Annotated in this window: 15 protein-coding genes; 8 read left to right on the forward strand and 7 right to left on the reverse strand. The window is 59.6% G+C overall.

Translation table 11 applies throughout. The features are described from left to right. Window positions 1-8 precede the first annotated feature (8 nt). Together dnaK and grpE are read right to left on the reverse strand one after the other, a co-directional pair. Window positions 9-1,925 carry a molecular chaperone DnaK gene (dnaK, locus tag Q7C33_RS03320; protein ID WP_030139778.1) on the reverse strand — a complete coding sequence of 639 codons (1,917 nt, stop codon included), beginning with the start codon at window positions 1,923-1,925 and terminating at the stop codon, window positions 9-11. Window positions 1,926-2,026: 101 nt separating this feature from the next. Continuing rightward, window positions 2,027-2,593 carry a nucleotide exchange factor GrpE gene (gene grpE / locus Q7C33_RS03325; RefSeq protein WP_030139777.1) on the reverse strand — a complete coding sequence of 189 codons (567 nt, stop codon included), beginning with the start codon at window positions 2,591-2,593 and terminating at the stop codon, window positions 2,027-2,029. Between the two features lie 241 nt (window positions 2,594-2,834). Here grpE and recN point away from each other — a divergent pair, with 241 nt between their 5' ends. Next, window positions 2,835-4,508, forward strand: coding sequence for a DNA repair protein RecN (gene recN, locus Q7C33_RS03330; protein ID WP_030139776.1), 1,674 nt, complete (start codon window positions 2,835-2,837; stop codon window positions 4,506-4,508). A 76-nt stretch (window positions 4,509-4,584) separates the two neighbouring features. On the opposite strand, the gene fur is transcribed toward recN, so the two are convergent. Beyond that, the gene (gene fur, locus Q7C33_RS03335; RefSeq protein WP_030139775.1) at window positions 4,585-4,989 is read right to left on the reverse strand and encodes a ferric iron uptake transcriptional regulator; all 405 of its coding nucleotides are present in this window, start codon (window positions 4,987-4,989) and stop codon (window positions 4,585-4,587) included. Window positions 4,990-5,086: 97 nt separating this feature from the next. On the opposite strand from fur, the gene Q7C33_RS03340 reads away from it, so the two are divergent. Beyond that, on the forward strand, window positions 5,087-5,614 hold the full coding sequence (locus tag Q7C33_RS03340; protein WP_030139774.1) for an outer membrane protein assembly factor BamE: 528 nt from the start codon (window positions 5,087-5,089) through the stop codon (window positions 5,612-5,614). Window positions 5,615-5,672: 58 nt separating this feature from the next. On the opposite strand, the gene Q7C33_RS03345 is transcribed toward Q7C33_RS03340, so the two are convergent. From Q7C33_RS03345 to Q7C33_RS03355, 3 genes are read right to left on the reverse strand one after another with little or no spacing between them, the layout of a single operon-like run. Continuing rightward, window positions 5,673-5,975, reverse strand: a complete 303-nt coding sequence (locus tag Q7C33_RS03345; protein WP_030139773.1) for an RnfH family protein — start codon at window positions 5,973-5,975, stop codon at window positions 5,673-5,675. Then, on the reverse strand, window positions 5,972-6,415 hold the full coding sequence (locus Q7C33_RS03350) for a type II toxin-antitoxin system RatA family toxin (protein ID WP_030139772.1): 444 nt from the start codon (window positions 6,413-6,415) through the stop codon (window positions 5,972-5,974). Before Q7C33_RS03350 ends, Q7C33_RS03345 begins: the two co-directional genes overlap by 4 nt. A 7-nt stretch (window positions 6,416-6,422) precedes the next feature. Further along, on the reverse strand, window positions 6,423-7,826 hold the full coding sequence (locus Q7C33_RS03355; RefSeq protein WP_407682821.1) for a sodium-dependent transporter: 1,404 nt from the start codon (window positions 7,824-7,826) through the stop codon (window positions 6,423-6,425). 118 nt (window positions 7,827-7,944) lie between these two features. Between Q7C33_RS03355 and smpB the strand changes: the two genes are divergently transcribed. Further along, entirely contained in the window at window positions 7,945-8,427 is a 483-nt protein-coding gene (gene smpB, locus Q7C33_RS03360; protein WP_030139770.1) for an SsrA-binding protein SmpB, read from the forward strand. Between the two features lie 117 nt (window positions 8,428-8,544). Here the strand turns inward: smpB and Q7C33_RS03365 are convergent, their stop codons facing one another. Further along, window positions 8,545-9,312: a GntR family transcriptional regulator gene (locus Q7C33_RS03365; protein ID WP_030139769.1), complete on the reverse strand. Its 768-nt coding sequence runs from the start codon at window positions 9,310-9,312 to the stop codon at window positions 8,545-8,547. Between the two features lie 263 nt (window positions 9,313-9,575). On the opposite strand from Q7C33_RS03365, the gene Q7C33_RS03370 reads away from it, so the two are divergent. The 5 genes from Q7C33_RS03370 (at window position 9,576) to Q7C33_RS03390 (ending at window position 17,231) form a co-directional block, all read left to right on the forward strand. Then, window positions 9,576-11,270: a lactate permease LctP family transporter gene (locus Q7C33_RS03370; protein WP_030139768.1), complete on the forward strand. Its 1,695-nt coding sequence runs from the start codon at window positions 9,576-9,578 to the stop codon at window positions 11,268-11,270. Between the two features lie 150 nt (window positions 11,271-11,420). Next, a complete protein-coding gene (locus Q7C33_RS03375) occupies window positions 11,421-12,245 on the forward strand; it encodes a (Fe-S)-binding protein (protein WP_030139767.1) in 825 nt (274 codons plus the stop codon). After that, the gene (locus tag Q7C33_RS03380) at window positions 12,242-13,696 is read left to right on the forward strand and encodes a LutB/LldF family L-lactate oxidation iron-sulfur protein (protein WP_407682822.1); all 1,455 of its coding nucleotides are present in this window, start codon (window positions 12,242-12,244) and stop codon (window positions 13,694-13,696) included. The genes Q7C33_RS03375 and Q7C33_RS03380 overlap by 4 nt, the downstream gene beginning before the upstream one ends. Further along, on the forward strand, window positions 13,696-14,367 hold the full coding sequence (locus Q7C33_RS03385) for a LutC/YkgG family protein (protein WP_407682823.1): 672 nt from the start codon (window positions 13,696-13,698) through the stop codon (window positions 14,365-14,367). Before Q7C33_RS03380 ends, Q7C33_RS03385 begins: the two co-directional genes overlap by 1 nt. Next, window positions 14,364-17,231, forward strand: a complete 2,868-nt coding sequence (locus Q7C33_RS03390; RefSeq protein WP_407682824.1) for an FAD-binding and (Fe-S)-binding domain-containing protein — start codon at window positions 14,364-14,366, stop codon at window positions 17,229-17,231. Before Q7C33_RS03385 ends, Q7C33_RS03390 begins: the two co-directional genes overlap by 4 nt. Window positions 17,232-17,297: the final 66 nt, after the last annotated feature.

Below are 17,297 nucleotides of genomic sequence, written 5' to 3' on the forward strand. Positions count from 1 at the left end.
ACAAGCGATTACTTGTTGTCTTTCACTTCTTCGAACTCAGCGTCGACGACGTCGTCGGCTTTTTCAGCCGATTCGCCTTGCTGCGCGGCGCCTTCAGCTGGCTGGGCCTGTTCGGCGTACATCTTCTGAGCCACTGGAGCGGAGACTTTCGACAATTCTTCGATCTTCGCCTCGATGGCCGCCTTGTCGTCACCTTTGACAGCCGCTTCAAGGGCAACCACCGCTGCCTCGATAGCGGTTTTCTCTTCAGCGGTCACTTTCTCGCCAGCATCGGCAACCATCTTGCGAGTCGAGTGCACCAGAGCGTCACCCTGGTTGCGAGCGCTTGCCAGCTCTTCGAACTTGCGGTCTTCCTCGGCGTTGACTTCAGCATCGCGGACCATCTGCTGAATTTCTTCCTCGGACAGACCGGAGTTGGCCTTGATCACGATCGACTGGGTCTTGCCGGTCGCCTTGTCTTTCGCACCGACGTGCAGGATGCCGTTGGCGTCGATGTCGAAGGTCACTTCGATCTGTGGCACGCCACGTGGTGCCGGTGGAATCTCGGCCAGGTCGAACTTGCCCAGGGACTTGTTCTGGGCAGCTTGCTTGCGCTCGCCTTGCAGAACGTGGATGGTCACGGCGCTCTGGTTGTCATCGGCAGTCGAGAACACCTGGGATTTCTTGGTAGGAATCGTGGTGTTTTTCTCGATCAGCGCGGTCATCACGCCACCCATGGTTTCGATACCCAGGGTCAGCGGGCTGACGTCCAGCAGCAGAACGTCTTTCACGTCACCGGCGAGAACGGCGCCCTGGATAGCTGCACCCATGGCAACGGCTTCGTCAGGGTTCACGTCCTTGCGAGCTTCTTTACCGAAGAAATCGGTAACCAGCTTCTGCACCAGTGGCATACGGGTCTGACCGCCGACCAGGATCACGTCGTTGATCGAACCCACGTCGATACCGGCATCCTTCATCGCAATGCGGCAAGGTTCGATGGTGCGCTGAACCAGGTCTTCCACCAGCGCTTCGAGCTTGGCGCGGGAGATTTTTACGTTCAGGTGCTTAGGACCGGTAGCGTCTGCGGTGATGTACGGCAGGTTCACGTCGGTCGACTGGCTCGAGGACAGTTCGATCTTGGCTTTTTCAGCGGCCTCTTTCAGGCGCTGCATGGCCAGCGGGTCACCCTTGAGGTTCATGCCGCTTTCTTTCTTGAACTCGTCGACGAGGTAGTCGATCAGGCGGATGTCGAAGTCTTCACCACCGAGGAAGGTGTCACCGTTGGTGGCCAACACTTCGAACTGGTGCTCACCGTCGACTTCCGCAATTTCGATCACGGAAACGTCGAAAGTACCGCCACCCAGGTCATAAACGATCACGGTGTGATCGCCCTTGGCCTTGTCCATGCCGTAGGCCAGAGCCGCCGCGGTAGGTTCGTTGATGATACGTTTTACGTCCAGGCCTGCGATGCGGCCGGCGTCTTTGGTCGCCTGGCGCTGGCTATCGTTGAAATAGGCAGGGACAGTGATGACCGCTTCAGTCACCGCTTCGCCGAGATAGTCTTCGGCGGTCTTCTTCATCTTCTTCAGAATTTCTGCCGAGATCTGTGGCGGGGCCATTTTCTGGCCGTTCACTTCAACCCAGGCGTCGCCATTGTCAGCCTTGGCGATTTTGTAAGGCACCATCTTGATGTCTTTCTGAACAACTTCTTCGTCGAACTTGCGACCGATCAGACGCTTGACCGCGTACAGGGTGTTATGCGGATTGGTCACAGCCTGACGCTTGGCGGACTGGCCCACCAGGATCTCGCCGTCGTTGGCGTATGCGATGATCGACGGCGTGGTGCGCGCGCCTTCAGCGTTTTCAATAACCTTGGCCTTGCCGTTTTCCAGCACGGAGACGCACGAGTTGGTGGTCCCCAGGTCAATGCCGATAATCTTGCCCATGTTAACTCTCCCGGAACTTGAATTTTGTTGCCGCAGCAGTGGTGGCTAACTGCGGTAGTACTTAAACGCTTGACTTCTTAATGGGGCCGTTGCGCCCGATTTCAAGCCTGCTCATCAATAGAAGGCGAAACCGGAGCTGGCGCCTTGCTGACCACAACCATGGCCGGGCGCAGCAAACGGCCGTTGAGCAGGTAGCCCTTCTGGAAAACCTTCAGCACGCTGTTTGGCTCGACATCCGCACTTTCCTGCATCGCCATCGCCTGGTGATGTTCGGCGTTGAAGGGTTCGCCGTGTGGATCGATCGCTTCAAGCTGATAGCGCTTGAGGGTGTCCTGGAACATTTTCAGGGTCAGCTCGATGCCTTCACGCATCGGACGGATGTTCTCGTCGTCCGGGTTGGACAGTTCCAGACCGCGCTCCAGGCTGTCGATGATCGGCAGCAGGTCGCCGGCGAAACGCTCCAGGGCAAACTTGTGGGCCTTCTCCACGTCTTGCTCGGCGCGACGGCGAACGTTCTGCAGATCGGCGGCTACACGCAACGCCTGATCCTGCGCACCGGCCAGTTGCTCCTCGAGCACTTGTACACGTGCCGACAGGTCGTCGCCCGAGTCCTGGGGAGCCTGATTGGCGTCTAGATTTTGCGTGTCCTGCGTCTGTTCGTCAGCCATAGATTTCTCCTTTCAACTTCGTCCGCGAGCTCGACTCGCGCTTCTGCCCCGGTATATGGGGCCGGGTTTTCAAGCTTCAAGGGTCACCTGACGAATTAACCCTACAAAAGGCAGCAGCATGGTCATTCCTCGAAGCACTAAGAATTTCGCCGTCCCAAGCAAATCGAGCTAAGCGCAGGCATTGTCAGCCCGAAACAAAACACTGTATAAATAACCAGACCTAAAGCCTGGGAGCGGCCTTATGCTGGTGCACCTGTCCGTACACAACTACGCCATCGTCGAACATCTCGACCTCGAACTCGATCGGGGCATGAGCGTGATTACCGGTGAAACCGGCGCGGGCAAGTCGATCATGCTCGACGCCCTGGGCCTGACGCTGGGCGACCGTGCCGACAGCGGCGTGGTGCGTCCCGGAGCGGACAAGGCCGACATCCTGGCAACCTTCGATCTGGTCGATATTCCCGAAGCCAGCACGTGGCTGGCCGAGCGCGACCTGGACACCGATGGCCTGTGCATCCTGCGCCGGGTCATCACCGCCGAGGGCCGCTCCCGAGGCTATATCAATGGCACGCCCTGCCCGTTGGGCGACCTCAAGGCCCTGGGTGAGCTGCTGATTGATATTCACAGCCAGCATGAACATCAATCCCTGCTCAAGACCGATACCCATCGCCGACTGCTCGACGAATACGCAGGCGCCACAGACCTGGCGCGCCAGGTTCAACTGGCCGCCCAGCGCTGGCGGCAAACCCGGCAGGAACTGGATCGCCTCTCCAACTCTGGCGACGAACAGCGCGCTCGTCACCAGTTGTTGAGCTACCAGCTGGAAGAGCTGGAGAACCTGGCCCTGGGTGAAAACGAGCTGGAGGAATTGGAACAGGAACACAAGAACCTGACCAACGCCGAGGCGCTGCTGGGTATTTGCCGCCAGGTCGTTGAACAGTGCAGCGAAAGCGATTCAGGCAATGTGCTCAACGCCCTGACAGCGAGCCTGAACCGGCTATCCAGCGTCAGCAACTCCGTAGGCGCCCTGAACGAAGCAACGAACCTGCTGACCAGCGCACAGATACAGGTCGAGGAAGCCGTCGGCGAGCTGAACCGGTTCCTCGATCATTTCGACGCCGACCCGGCACGCCTGCAATACCTCGAAGAACGCCTGGATACCATTTACACGCTCGCCCGCAAGCACCGCGTCCAGCCGACCGATGTCGTCGAGCTGCAGCAACGCCTGTTGGAAGAACTTGAAACCCTGAACGCCAATGATGAATCCATCGAGCGCCTCGGCGACGAACTGGCGTCCTACGCGCGTCATTATCAGGAAAAAGCCACTGAGCTCAGCCAACTGCGCCGCCAGGCCGCGACAGGGCTGGCCAATGCCGTGGAGCAGGAAATCCAGCGGCTGGGCATGCCAGGCGGGCGTTTTACCATCGAGCTGCACCCCAACGCCGGCGACGAACTCCTGCCCAACGGACTGGAACAGGTCGAGCTGCTAGTCAGCGCCAACCCCGGACAGCCGCTCAAGGCGCTGGCCAAAGTGGCGTCCGGGGGCGAGCTGTCACGCATCAGCCTGGCTATCCAGGTCATCACCGCACAAACCTCACGAGTACCTACATTGGTATTTGACGAAGTGGACGTAGGGATCGGCGGTCCGACAGCGGAAATTGTCGGCCAATTGCTCCGCAGGCTGGGCGAACGCGGCCAGGTCCTGACCGTTACCCACCTGCCCCAGGTCGCAGCCCAGGGACACCAGCACCTGTTTGTGCACAAGGTGCGCGGTGAAGACGCTACTCGCACCGCCGTGTCCAAGCTCAACAAGCATGAACGCGTGGAAGAAGTGGCGCGGATGCTGGGGGGCATCGACCTGACCAAGGAGTCCTTGGCGCACGCCAAGAAAATGGTGATCGCGGCAAAAATCTAAAGGACACCGCAAAGCAAGAAGGCGACCCGAGGGTCGCCTTCTTTCGTTTTGGGAGTATTTAAATCCCGCGACGAGCTTATTTGCGCTTGCGCACGTGCAAGACGAGATGGTGATCGATCAGCTCGAAACCATACTCCTCAGCAATCGCTTTTTGCAGCTTCTCGATTTCAGGACTGACGAACTCGATAACTTCACGGGTTTCCACATCCACCATATGGTCATGGTGTTCACCGTCAGCCAATTCAAAGACAGCATGACCGCCATCAAAATTATGACGAGCCACCAGCCCCGCAGCTTCGAACTGAGTCAGAACACGGTAAACCGTGGCCAGACCGACGTCCTCGCCAGCTTCCATGAGCGCCTTGTAGACGTCTTCGGCACTCATGTGGCGTTGCTCTGCGGAATCGAGCATTTGCAGAATCTTGACCCTTGGCAGGGTCACTTTGAGGCCGGCTTTGCGTAGTTCGCTATTTTCAACCATGGTCAGCTTTCTCGCGATGCTGCTTCGCAGCTTCTCTTATTGCGGGTATGATCGGCGTTTACGTTGTCCCAGCCAAGATAGTGGAAGTCGCCCACCGATGCAAAACACCAAGCTCTTGCTAACCAGTTTCACCTTCGTGGGACTGCTCGCACTCGCCGGTTGTTCATTCCCCGGGGTTTACAAAATCGACATCCAGCAGGGCAATGTCGTCACGCAGGACATGATAGACCAGTTACGCCCGGGAATGACCCGTCGGCAAGTACGGTTTATCATGGGCAACCCCCTGCTGACCGACACGTTCCATGCCGATCGCTGGGATTACCTGTACAGCTTGCAGCCAGGTGGCGGTGAGCGGCAACAAGAACGCATCAGCGTTATCTTCAATGCCAATGATCAGCTTGTCAGCCTGTCGGGTGATTTCATGCCGGGCGTAAGCCGCGATGAAGCCATCATGGGCAAGGACAGCGGCACGACGGTGACCGACCCGACCCAGAACGCCGAACAGCCAAAACCGGAAAAACCGGCCAAGCCAGGTTCGCTGCTGGATCAGATCCAGAAAGACGTGGACAAAGTCGAGACCGTGCCTGTGCCGACTCCGGAGCCACTGGATACGTCACCGCAATAAATCGCGACAAGAAAAAACCCGGCATGCCGGGTTTTTTCATGCCTGCAATTCAGTCCGGCTATTGATCCGCCTGACGCGCCTGGGCGGCCTTGGCCGCACGCAGGCGACGAATTTCCTTCGGATCAGCCAGCAAAGGTCGATAAATCTCAAGCCGATCCGCCGGCTGGACCACCTGCTGGTCCGGATCGGCAACCACTTTGCCAAAAATCCCGACAGGGCAAGTGGTCAGGTCCAGCTCCGGAAACTCCTCGGCAACGCCCGACACGATCAATGCGGCGCGAACAGACGTTCCTTCGTCGACCTTGAATGAGCGCAAGACCTGGCGATCGGTAGCGGCATACACCACTTCTATCTCGATCAACGCTTGAGCTCGGCGTTTTGCTTGGCCCGCTGGCAAAACGCGTCAACCAAGGTATTGGCCGCCTGATTGAACAGCGGGCCCAGCGTCGCACGTACCAGTGGCCCGGCATAATCAAATGACAGGTCCAGGCTGATCTTGCAGGCCTTCTCGCCAAGCGGCTTGAACACCCATACGCCATGAAGCTGATTGAAAGGGCCTTCTTCGAGGTTCATCTCGATGGATTGTCCCGGCACCAAGGTATTGCGAGTGACGAAATGCTGGCTCAATCCACCCTTGGCGACATTGAGACTGGCGCGCATATGGGTTTCGGAGCTTTCGAGCACCTCGGCGGACGAGCACCACGGCAGGAACTGCGGATAACTCGCCACGTCGTTGACCAGGTCATAGAGCGCCTGCGCCGGATAAGGCAGCAAGGCCGAGCGTTGAATATGTGTCGTCATGCAAGCGTCACTTCCACAGCTGGGCGGCAAACACTACAAGAATGCCGATGGGCGCCACATAGCGCATCAAGAACAGGCTCAGGGCGAACAGCACCGGACTGCGCAGCGACAACTCGTCACGTACGGCTTCGCGCCCCATGACCCACCCTGCAAACACCACGAAACACAAACCTCCCAAGGGCAGCATGATCCGCGATGTAAAGAAATCAATCACTCCGAAGAAATCCAGTCCCCCGGCAGCTCCCCACTGGTAGAGGTGGAACAGGCCGTCTTCGTTCACGAAAAACTTTGCCTGCTTCCATATATTGAAGGAAAAAACCGTGCCCAGCCCCACGAACCAGCAAGTAAAGGCCAGCCAGAAGGTGACCCAGGCGCGGCTCAGGCGGGTTCGTTCCACAAGATAAGCCACCATCGGCTCAAGCAGGGAAATGGCTGAACTCCAGGCTGCGATAGCCACCAGGACAAAAAACACCACCCCCATGACTTGGCCGAACGCCATGCTGCCGAAGGCAAAAGGCAGGCTGACGAACATCAATCCCGGCCCTTCGCTGGGGTTCAGGCCGGCGGCAAACACAATCGGGAACAATGCCACCCCAGCCAACAACGATACAAAGGTGTCCAGCAACGCGACCCCGACAACGGTCTTGGTCAGAGACGCATTCTTCGGCATGTAGGCGCCATAGATCATGATCGAGCCGACTCCCACGCTGAGGGAAAAAAATGCGTGGCCCATGGCCGGCAACAAGCCATCCATGACTTTCTCCGGCTTGAAGTCGAACATGAAATGCACGCCTTCCATGAAGTGGCCCGTGGTCATGCTGTAGCCCAGCAACACCAGGATCATCACGAACAGGAGTGGCATCATGATCCGCAGGCTGCGCTCAAGCCCGGCGACCACGCCTCGGGCAATCACCACGGCAGAGAGCACCAGGAAAAGTGTGTGCCAAAGCGTCAGCCTCCACGGATCGGCGATCACATTGCCGAAGTAGGCCCCCACCTCATCGGGCGTCGCACCGTGGAAATCCCCACGCCCCATGTCGATGATGTAGTCCAGCGACCAGCCACCCACCACGCTGTAGAAGGACAGGATCAGCAACGCCGTGATCATCCCGGCGAACGCGCCCCATGACCACTTCGGCGAGTGCCCAGCCTCTACCGCCAACACCTTCAAGGCGTTGGCCGGGCTCTGTCGGGCGCGACGACCAATCAACGTTTCCGCCAGCATCACCGGCGCGCCGATGAGGACGATGCACGCCAGGAACATCAATACGAAAGCTCCGCCGCCATAGACGCCGACCATGTACGGAAACTTCCAGATACTACCCAGGCCCACGGCCGAACCGGTCGCGGCGAGTATGAAGACCCAGCGGCTAGCCCAACTGCCGTGGACAGAAACCTTGTCTGTCGACATCGTGATCACGCCCAAGCGTTCAAAAAAGAGGCCGCATTGTCCGGGATTCACGCAACCTGCTCAAGCACACCGCTTCACCGTAGCCGACACGCACGCAACTGCCTATAATGCCGCCCCTATGGCTAAACAGAAGAAACACCCCACAGGGACCATCGCGCAAAACAAAAAGGCGCGACACGATTACTTCATCGAACAACGTTTCGAGGCTGGCATGGTCCTGGCCGGCTGGGAAGTAAAGAGTTTGCGTGCCGGCAAGGCGCAACTGGTCGACAGTTATGTCTTGCTCAAGGACGGCGAAGCGTGGCTGCTCGGCAGTCATATCACGCCGCTGACCACCGCCAGCACCCATGTCATTGCCGACCCAGTGCGGTCGCGCAAGCTGCTGCTGAACAAGCGCGAGCTGGAGAAGCTCTTTGCTTCCGTGCAGCAGAAGGGTTATGCGTGCGTCTGCACGTCGCTGTACTGGAGCAAGCACTTGATCAAGTGTGAAATTGCCCTGGGCAAGGGCAAGAAGGAATACGACAAGCGCGATACCGAACGCGAACGCGACGCCGGTCGCGAGTTGCAGCGCGCGGTGCGCAACAAGGGCAAGGAAGACTAAGCCCTCGATCTTTGTGGGAGCGAGCTTGCTCGCGATGGCGTCGTCACATCCGCTGTAGATGGGTCTGACAGACCGTCTTCGCGAGCAGGCTCGCTCCCACAGATTCAACAATCATGATCAGATCCCCTTGCGCCGCTCCGCCCGCGCCATCCGCTGCACTTCCTGCCGCACCTCTTCCAGGACTTCCTGCACATACAGGATATGTCGGCTGGAGACTTCCCGCGCCAGCTCGGCGTGCCCGTCCATGATGGCTTGATACAGCTCGCGATGCTGACTGATCAGCATGTCGCGCGTCTCGCTGCGCTGCTTGTACATGCCACCGATATTGGTCACCACGTTGCGCTTGAGCAGGTCGAACAGTCCGCGAATGGTGTGCAGCAAGACAGCGTTATGGCTGGCCTCGGCGATCGCCAGGTGGAAACGTGCATCCGCCGCACCCTCCTCCGCCCGACTCACTTCTTCGTGGCGCGAATAACAATCCTGCAACGCTTCGAACGCGGTCGTCAGTCGCTCGCGGTCGACTTCCGTAGCGCGCAGTGCTGCGTAATAAGCGCAGGATGCTTCCAAGGTATGACGAAACTCCAATAAGTCGCGCTGTGCTTCGGGATTGCTTTCCAAGAGCTGCAGCAGCGGATCACTGAAGGTCGAGCCCAGCGACTCCACCACATAGTTGCCGCCGCCCTGGCGACTGATCAGCAAGCCTTTGGCCGTCAGCTTCTGGATCGCTTCACGCAGCGAAGGGCGTGATACGCCGAACTGCTCGGCCAGGGTCCGCTCGGCCGGCAGGCGCTCACCTGACTTCAGCGTGCCCTCGAGGATCATGCCTTCAAGCCGCTCGACAATATCGTCAGACAAACGGCGCTGACGAATCTGATCAAACCCCATAACTCAATTCTCCACGATCCCGACGGCTCGCCGGGCTCTCTATTCTGGCCCATCCGGGCCTTGTCCACACCCACCAAAAACCGCCAATGCCTGCAGATCAGATGTGATCTGCACCGCTTATTCGACGAAAGTTTCAGGGCGGCAAATTGACACACGACAACCAAGGCTTTTACCCTAGCCGACAGCGCTTGTAAATTGGTATTACCAATTAACCAGAAACGCTGACCAGTGCCTGACCAACAACAATTAGGGGCTCACCCAATATGCAAACCTGGCAACAGCTTTACAGCCCGCTCGGCAGCCTAGGCTTGTCCGCACTCGCGGCCGTCATTCCCATCGTGTTTTTCTTCCTGGCCCTGGCGGTGTTTCGCCTGAAGGGACACGTGGCCGGCAGTATCACCCTGGCCCTGGCGATTGCCGTGGCGATCTTCGCGTTCAATATGCCTGCAGATATGGCTTTCGCCGCCGCCGGCTATGGTTTTGCCTACGGTTTGTGGCCCATCGCCTGGATCATCGTCGCCGCAGTGTTCCTCTACAAACTCACGGTCAAGAGCGGCCAGTTCGAGGTCATCCGCAGCTCGGTGCTGTCGATTACCGATGACCAACGCCTGCAAGTGCTATTGATCGGCTTTTGCTTCGGCGCATTCCTCGAAGGTGCCGCCGGTTTCGGCGCACCCGTGGCAATCACCGCGGCCCTGCTGGTCGGCCTGGGCTTCAACCCCTTGTATGCCGCTGGCCTGTGCCTGATCGCCAACACGGCACCGGTCGCCTTTGGCGCGCTGGGTATCCCGATCATCGTGGCCGGGCAGGTCACCGGGATCGACGCGTTCAAGATCGGCGCCATGACCGGTCGCCAACTGCCGTTGTTGTCGCTATTCGTGCCGTTCTGGCTGGTGTTCATGATGGACGGCCTGCGTGGCGTGCGGGAAACCTGGCCGGCGGCGCTGGTGGCAGGCTTGAGCTTCGCCATCACCCAGTATTTCACGTCGAACTTCATCGGCCCGGAACTGCCGGACATCACGTCCGCCCTCGCCAGCCTGATTTCCTTGACGCTGTTCCTGAAAGTCTGGCAGCCCAAGCGCACCGCAGGCGCCCAGATTGCGGGCGCCACCTCCAGCGCAACAGTCACCGCCAGCGCCGGTGGTTTCGGCCAGCCGCGCAGCACCGTGGCGTCGCCCTACAGCCTGGGGGAAATCATCAAGGCCTGGTCGCCTTTCCTGATTCTCACCGTGCTGGTCACGATCTGGACCTTGAAACCCTTCAAGGCGATGTTCGCCGCGGGTGGCTCGATGTACGCCTGGGTGTTCAACTTCGCTATCCCGCACCTGGATCAATTGGTCATCAAGTCCGCACCTATCGTGGTCAACCCGACCGCCATCCCGGCCGTGTTCAAGCTTGATCCGATTTCCGCCACCGGTACGGCGATTTTCTTCTCAGCGCTGATCTCGATGCTGGTATTGAAAATCAACGTCAAAACTGGTCTTACCACTTTCAAAGAGACCCTTTTCGAGTTGCGCTGGCCCATCCTGTCCATCGGCATGGTGCTGGCGTTCGCGTTCGTCACCAACTACTCCGGCATGTCCTCGACCATGGCCCTGGTATTGGCCGGCACTGGCGCGGCGTTCCCATTCTTCTCGCCGTTCCTGGGTTGGCTGGGCGTGTTCCTGACCGGCTCCGACACGTCGTCCAACGCGCTGTTCAGCTCGCTGCAAGCCACCACCGCGCACCAGATCGGCGTCAACGACACCTTGCTGGTGGCGGCCAATACCAGCGGCGGCGTGACCGGCAAGATGATCTCGCCACAATCGATCGCCGTGGCCTGCGCGGCGACCGGGCTGGTAGGCAAGGAATCGGATCTGTTCCGTTTCACCCTGAAACACAGCCTATTCTTTGCAACGATCGTTGGCCTGATCACGCTGGCCCAGGCCTACTGGTTCACCGGCATGCTGGTTCACTAAGTACTACACGAAACACTGAAAAAACCGACGCCGAACCGTGATTCGGCGTCTGCTATTCACAACCGGGTCTGCAAGGCTGCTGAAAGATTTCCTCACTATATTCAGCAGCCTCAGCGGACGGATAACCGGGACCACCCGGAGACACGCCTGATGAGCGAGCTTTTTTACAACGCCGTACCGAACGCGACCCGTGTCGCCCCGCCCCTGCCCGAACCTCGGCAGTACCCCAGCGAGAAACCTCCTCGGGTCTACCTGTTCGGGACATGCGTGGTGGACCTGTTCTATCCCGAGGCCGGGATGGATGCGATTCATCTGCTCGAACGCGAAGGGATCCGAGTGGAGTATCCGCAAGGGCAAACGTGCTGCGGGCAGCCGGCGTACACGTCCGGATACACCGAGCAGGCGCGGACGGTGGCGCGGGCGCAACTGGCGTTGTTTGCCGGGGATTATCCGGTGGTCGTGCCGTCGGGCTCGTGCGCCGGCATGCTGCGTGAACATTACGCCGACTTGTTCAAGGACGAGCCGCAAACGCTCAAGCAGGTCCAGGCGCTGGCTGCCAGGACCTATGAGCTGGCCGAGTTCCTGTTGTTCGTCTGCAAGGTGCAATTGAACGACGGCGGCACGCCGGTGAAGGTTGCGCTGCATACGTCCTGCTCGGCACGCCGGGAAATGAATACCCACCTGCATGGCCGTGCGTTGTTGGCGCAGTTGCGCAATGTGGAACGCGTCGAACACAGTCATGAAAGTGAGTGCTGTGGTTTTGGTGGGACGTTCAGCGTTCGCATGCCGGACATTTCCGGCGCGATGGTGGCCGACAAGACCCGGGCACTGAAGGAATCCGGCGCGCATCAGGTGGTCAGCGCCGATTGTGGGTGCTTGATGAATATCAATGGCGCCCTGGAAAAACAGCAGGAAGCGTTGCGCGGCCAACACCTGGCGAGCTTCCTCTGGCAGCGAACCGGAGGTGCCGCATGAGCACGCCGACGCTGATCCCGACCGTTGAAGTGGGGAATGATTTTCGCGCCCGCGCCCACAAGGCGCTGGACGACACGCAACTGCGAAACAACTTTCGCAGCGCGATGGATTCACTGATGACCAAACGGGCAACGTCTTTCAGCGATGCCCACGAAAGAGAACATTTGCGAGTGCTGGGCAACGCTGTCCGCGCCCGTGCGTTATCCAAGCTGCCCGATCTGCTCGAGCAACTTGAAAGCAACCTGACCCGCAACGGTGTGAAAGTACACTGGGCGGAAACGGTGGACGAAGCCAATGGCATCGTCCTTTCGATCATCCGCGCTCACGAGGCGCGGCAAGTGATCAAGGGCAAATCGATGGTCAGCGAAGAGATGGAGATGAACCATTTCCTCGAGGCTCGTGACATTGAATGTCTCGAATCCGACATGGGGGAATACATCGTCCAGCTCGACCACGAGAAGCCTTCACACATCATTATGCCGGCGATCCACAAGAATGCCGGTCAGGTCGCGTCCTTGTTCCACGACAAACTCGGCGTGGAGTACACCAAGGACGTTGACCAACTCATTCAGATCGGTCGCAAGGTCTTGCGGCAGAAATTCTTCGAAGCCGACATCGGCGTTTCCGGCGTCAACTTCGCCGTCGCCGAAACCGGCACGCTGCTGTTGGTGGAAAACGAAGGCAACGGGCGAATGTCCACCACGGTGCCGCCGGTGCACATTGCCGTGACTGGCATCGAAAAAGTCGTCGAGAATCTACGCGATGTCGTTCCGCTGCTCTCGCTGCTGACCCGCTCGGCCCTCGGCCAGCCGATCACCACCTACGTCAACATGATCTCCGGGCCGCGCAAGCCTCATGAACTGGACGGTCCCCAGGAAGTCCATCTGGTCTTGCTCGATAACGGTCGCAGCCAGGCGTTTGCCGACAGCGAACTGCGCCAGACCCTGAACTGCATTCGCTGCGGCGCCTGTATGAATCATTGCCCGGTCTATACCCGAATCGGCGGCCATGCCTACGGTGAGGTCTACCCAGGGCCTATCGGAAAAATCATCACACCGCACATGGTCGGCCTGGCGAAAGTGCCGGATCACCCGAGCGCCTCTTCGCTGTGCGGAGCCTGCGGCGAAGTGTGCCCGGTGAAGATTCCGATCCCCGCCCTGCTGCGGCGGTTGCGGGAGGAAAACGTCAAGGCGCCGGACAGTCCCCATCAGGTGATGCGCGGCCAGGGCAGTAAATACTCGGCCAAGGAACGCTTCATCTGGAATGCCTGGGCCCAGCTAAACAGCTCGCCGAGGCTGTACCGGATGTTCGCCTTCCTTGCCACCCGCTTGCGTGCCCTGGCGCCGAAAGATGTTGGGCCTTGGACGCAAAACCACAGCGCCCCGAAACCCGCCGCCCGCTCACTGCATGATCTGGCCCGCGACCACCTGAACCCGCAGGGAGACCGCTGATGAGCGCCAAGGAAAATATCCTCGCCAAGCTGCGTAAAAGCCTGACCGGCACCACGCCGGTTGCCGACACCTATGACGTTGAACTGGTGACGCAGACCTACCGCTATGCGCCTGAAGAACGCATCCCGCAATTGCGCAAGCAAATGGAAGCGGTCCACACCGAGATCCACCTGACCTCAGGCGAAGCCTGGCCGGCACTGTTGGCGCAACTACTGCGGGACCGACAACTGCCGAGCCTGCTGATCGCGCCGACAACGCCTCACGGACAAAAAATCGTACAGTTCTGGTCGAATAATCCGGACCTGCCTGCTCTAAAGGCCTACGACCGGCCTGTAGAAGAATGGAAAGCCGAACTGTTCAACCACACCCCGGCCAGCCTGACCGGCACCCTCGGCGCCATCGCCGCCACCGGCAGCCTGATTCTCTGGCCGACGCGGGAAGAACCGCGGCTGATGAGCCTCGTCCCACCGGTGCATTTCGCCCTGCTCAAGGCCAGCGAGATCCGCGACAACTTCTATGAAGTGCAACAGGAATTCGCGTGGGCCCAGGGCATGCCGACCAATGCCCTGCTGGTGTCCGGCCCATCGAAAACCGCCGATATCGAGCAAGTCCTGGCTTACGGCGCCCATGGTCCGAAGGACCTGGTGGTACTGATTCTGGAGGACCAATGACGCTTCCGGCCCCTTTCCTGCGCGACGCATACCAACTGATCCCGCAAAAACGACGCTTTGACGATCCCCTGTCCACCCTGGCCTTCGGCACCGACGCCAGTTTCTATCGGCTGATTCCGAAACTGGTGGTGCGCGTCGAATCTGAAGATGAAGTCATCGCCCTGCTGAAACTGGCCCAACGCGACCAGGTTCCGGTCACGTTCCGCGCCGCCGGTACCAGCTTGTCAGGCCAAGCCATCAGCGATTCGGTGCTGATCGTGCTTGGAGATAACTGGAACGGCCGGGAAATTCGCGAGCAAGGCCACCAGATTCGCTTGCAACCCGGCGTCATCGGCGCCCAGGCCAACGCCTGGCTAGCCCCATTCGGACGCAAGATCGGCCCGGACCCGGCGTCGATCAATGCCTGCAAGATAGGCGGTATCGTCGCCAACAACGCCAGCGGCATGTGCTGCGGCACGGCGCAGAATACTTATCACACCCTCGCCGGCATCCGCCTGGTCCTGGCTGACGGCACGCGCCTGGACACTGAAGACGCCGCCAGCGTGGCGGCTTTTCGCACAAGCCATGGTGAACTGTTGGAGCAACTGGCGATCCTGGGTCGCGAAACCCGCGCCAACACGGAGCTGGCCGCCCGAATTCGCCACAAATACCGTCTGAAAAATACCACCGGCCTGTCACTCAACGCCCTGGTGGACTTCGAAGAGCCTGTGGATATCTTGAGCCACTTGCTGGTGGGCTCCGAAGGAACCCTCGGTTTCATCAGCGCGGTGACCTACAACACGGTCATCGATCACCCGAACAAGGCGTCGGCGCTGATCGTCTTCCCTGACGTCGAAACCTGCTGCAACGCCGTCACCGTGCTGAAAAGCCAGCCGGTCTCCGCGGTCGAGCTGCTGGACCGTCGCAGCCTGCGCTCGGTGCAGGACAAGCCGGGCATGCCGGATTTCGTACAGCATCTGTCGAACAATGCCTGCGCCTTGCTGATCGAATCCCGCGCGGCTTCGTCATCGTTATTGCAAGAGCAACTGGCCCTGATCATGGCCTCGCTGGCAGGTTTCCCGGTGGAAAAGCAGGTCGATTTCACTGAAGACCCACGGGAAAACGCCCGGCTCTGGGCGATCCGCAAGGACACCTTCCCCGCCGTGGGCGCGGTCCGCAAGACCGGGACCACCGTGATCATCGAAGACGTGACCTTCCCGGTCGAGCAACTGGCGATCGGTGTGAACCGCCTGATCGCGCTCTTCGACAAGCATCACTACGACGAAGCAATCCTTTTCGGACATGCGCTGGAAGGCAATCTGCACTTCGTCTTCACCCAAGGCTTCAACAGCGCCGACGAAGTCGCACGCTACCAAGCGTTCATGGATGACGTGGCGCAACTGGTGGCGGTGGAATTCGGCGGGTCGCTCAAAGCCGAGCACGGCACCGGCCGCAACATGGCGCCGTTCGTCGAGCTGGAATGGGGCAGCGACGCCTATCAATTGATGTGGCAGCTCAAGCGCCTGCTCGATCCCAATGGCATTCTCAACCCGGACGTGGTGCTCAGCGAGGATCCGCAGATTCACCTCAAGCACCTCAAACCCTTGCCGGCCGCCGATGAGATTGTGGACAAGTGCATCGAGTGCGGCTTCTGCGAGCCGGTCTGTCCGTCCAAGGACCTGACGCTGAGCCCGCGTCAGCGCATTGTGATCTGGCGAGATATCCAGGCGAAAAAACGCGACGGAACCGATACCTCGGAGCTGGAAACGGCTTATCAATACCAGGGCATCGACACCTGCGCCGCCACCGGGCTTTGCGCCCAACGTTGCCCTGTAGGAATCAACACCGGCGAACTGGTGAAAAAGCTCCGTGGCCGCAGTGCAACGCGTACGAAAACCGCTGATTGGCTTGCCGGCAATTTCGCTACCGCACTGCAAGGGGCGCGCTTTACGCTGCATGTCACCAACGGTGCGCGAATGCTCTTGGGGGCACCGCGCCTGGCACGTTTGTCGGCAGGCCTGACGCGGCTATCCAAAGGGCAAGTTCCACAGTGGACCAACGCCATGCCGCAGCCGGAAAGGGCCATTCGCTTCAGTCCCGCCGTGTCGGATGAACGACCCAGGGTGGTTTATCTGGCGGCCTGTGTGTCGCGGGTCATGGGCCCTGCCGCGGGCGACAGGGAACAGATATCGCTGCATGACAAAACCCGAGGCCTGCTGGAAAAGGCCGGCTATCAAGTCGTTTTACCGGACAACGTAGACAGTCTTTGCTGCGGCCAACCTTTCGCGTCCAAGGGCTACGCCGAGCAAGCCGAGCATAAGCGCCAGGAACTGATCGGCGCGCTGCTGCACGCCAGTCGCGGCGGACTCGATCCGATTTACTGCGACACAAGCCCTTGCACACTGCGATTGGTCCAGGACCTCGGCGACGTGCGCCTGGACCTGTATGACCCGGTGCGCTTCATCCGCACGCACCTGATGGATCGCCTCGACTTCACGCCTCAGGAAGCGCCCATCGCAGTTCATGTCACCTGCAGCACGCAACACCTAGGAGAAAGCCAGGCGCTGATCGATCTGGTGCGCAAGTGCAGCAATAACGTGGTCATCCCGGAAGGCATTCATTGCTGTGGTTTTGCCGGTGACAAAGGCTTCACCACGCCGGAGCTGAACGCCCATTCGTTGCGCTCGCTGAAAGGGGCGGTACAGCATTGCAGCGAAGGAATTTCCACCAGCCGCACATGCGAGATCGGTCTGACACGTCATGGGGAAATCGACTACCACGGGTTGGTGTATCTGGTCGACCGCGTCACCCGGCCCAAACCCAACAAGGGCGAGGACTCTGCGACGGGATTCGAAGAAAAATCGAATTCCTGCACTTCGCTGTAGTCACTTGAATAGGCCCGGCTCCGCTGGGCCCTACCCCAACTCGGCCTGTCCGTGACATCCGACAGC

Source organism: Pseudomonas sp. BP11-1-1, from assembly GCF_052112105.1.
In the GTDB taxonomy this organism is placed as follows: domain Bacteria; phylum Pseudomonadota; class Gammaproteobacteria; order Pseudomonadales; family Pseudomonadaceae; genus Aquipseudomonas; species Aquipseudomonas alvandae.